At 58.6% G+C, this 1,228-nt stretch carries 1 protein-coding gene; it reads right to left on the bottom strand.

Annotated features, from left to right (window positions below):
- Positions 1-34: 34 nt before the first annotated feature.
- Positions 35-1,161 (bottom strand): IS3 family transposase gene (locus LOM8899_RS22965; RefSeq protein WP_093994523.1). Its coding sequence is split into 2 segments (ribosomal slippage): positions 35-897 and positions 897-1,161, totalling 1,128 coding nucleotides; the frame shifts between segments, so codons are not numbered across the junction.
- Positions 1,162-1,228 lie beyond the last annotated feature (67 nt).

Genomic DNA, 1,228 nt, shown 5'->3' on the forward strand with positions numbered 1-1,228 from the left:
TGGCGTGCCCCCATCGGGTGGTCCGGTTTGATTGTTAGTGCATCGTGGGCCTCTGGTCCATTGTGACGATGCTTTCTGGCGCGGGTGGGCGATAGCCTAGTGCGCTGTGCGGCCTGACGGTGTTGTAGTGAACGCGCCATTGCTCGATCAGGATTTGCGCTTCTTTTAGGGTGTAGAAGATTTCGCCGTTGAGCAGTTCGTCGCGGAACCGGGCGTTGAAGCTTTCGCAGTATCCGTTTTCCCAAGGTGAACCTGGCTCGATGTAAGCCGTTTTGGCGCCAACCGCCGCGATCCAATCCCGCACCTTCTGGGCGATAAATTCCGGGCCATTGTCGGATCTTATGTATTCCGGTGGACCACGCAGGATGAACAGGTCGGTCAGTGCATCCAGCACGTCGGTCGAGTTGAGCTTGCGATCGACGCGGATCATCAGCGCCTCCTTTGTGTACTCATCAATGATGTTCAGTGTCCGATAGACACGGCCATCCGCGGTCCGATCTTGGACGAAGTCGTAGGACCAGACGTGGTTCGGACGTTCTGGGCGAAGCCGGACACAAGACCCATCGTTCAGCCAAAGCCGCCCCTTTTTCTTCTGCTTTGGTGGGACCTTCAGCCCTTCGCGTCGCCAGATACGTTCGACCCGCTTGTGGTTCACATGCCAGCCAGCGTTGTTCAGCAAGCCGGTCACCATGCGATAGCCGTAGCGTCCGTACTGATCGGCCAGTTCGATGATGTCGTCGGTCAGACGCTGCTCATCGGCCTGGCCCTGGGGCACTTTGCGTTGCGTGGATCGGTGCTGCCCGAGTGTACGGCAGGCGCGGCGTTCCGATACGCCAAGCTCCCGCCGCACATGGTCGATGCACTTGCGGCGACGCGAAGGGCTCAGAAGTTTCCCCTGGCAGCCTCGGTCAGGATCAATTTATCCAGCGTCAAATCAGACACCACCCGCCGCAGCCGCTGGTTCTCCTTCTCCAGCTCTTTCAGGCGCGCAAGCTGTGACCGCTGCATCCCGCCGTAGAGCTTACGCCATCTGTAGAACGTCTGCTGCGTCACGCCGATCTGACGCACCGCCTCGACAATCGTCGCGCCTTGTCCTTGCAGAACTTCAACCTGCCGAAGCTTCGATACGATCTCTTCGGGCTTTTCTCGTTTTCCAGCCATCGCTGATCCTCCAATTTGCGGGACAAATCTATCCCAGTTGGTGGACCACTTTCAGGGGGCTACTCCA

The sequence above is a fragment of the Flavimaricola marinus genome (assembly GCF_900184895.1).
Classification (GTDB): Bacteria; Pseudomonadota; Alphaproteobacteria; order Rhodobacterales; family Rhodobacteraceae; genus Flavimaricola; species Flavimaricola marinus.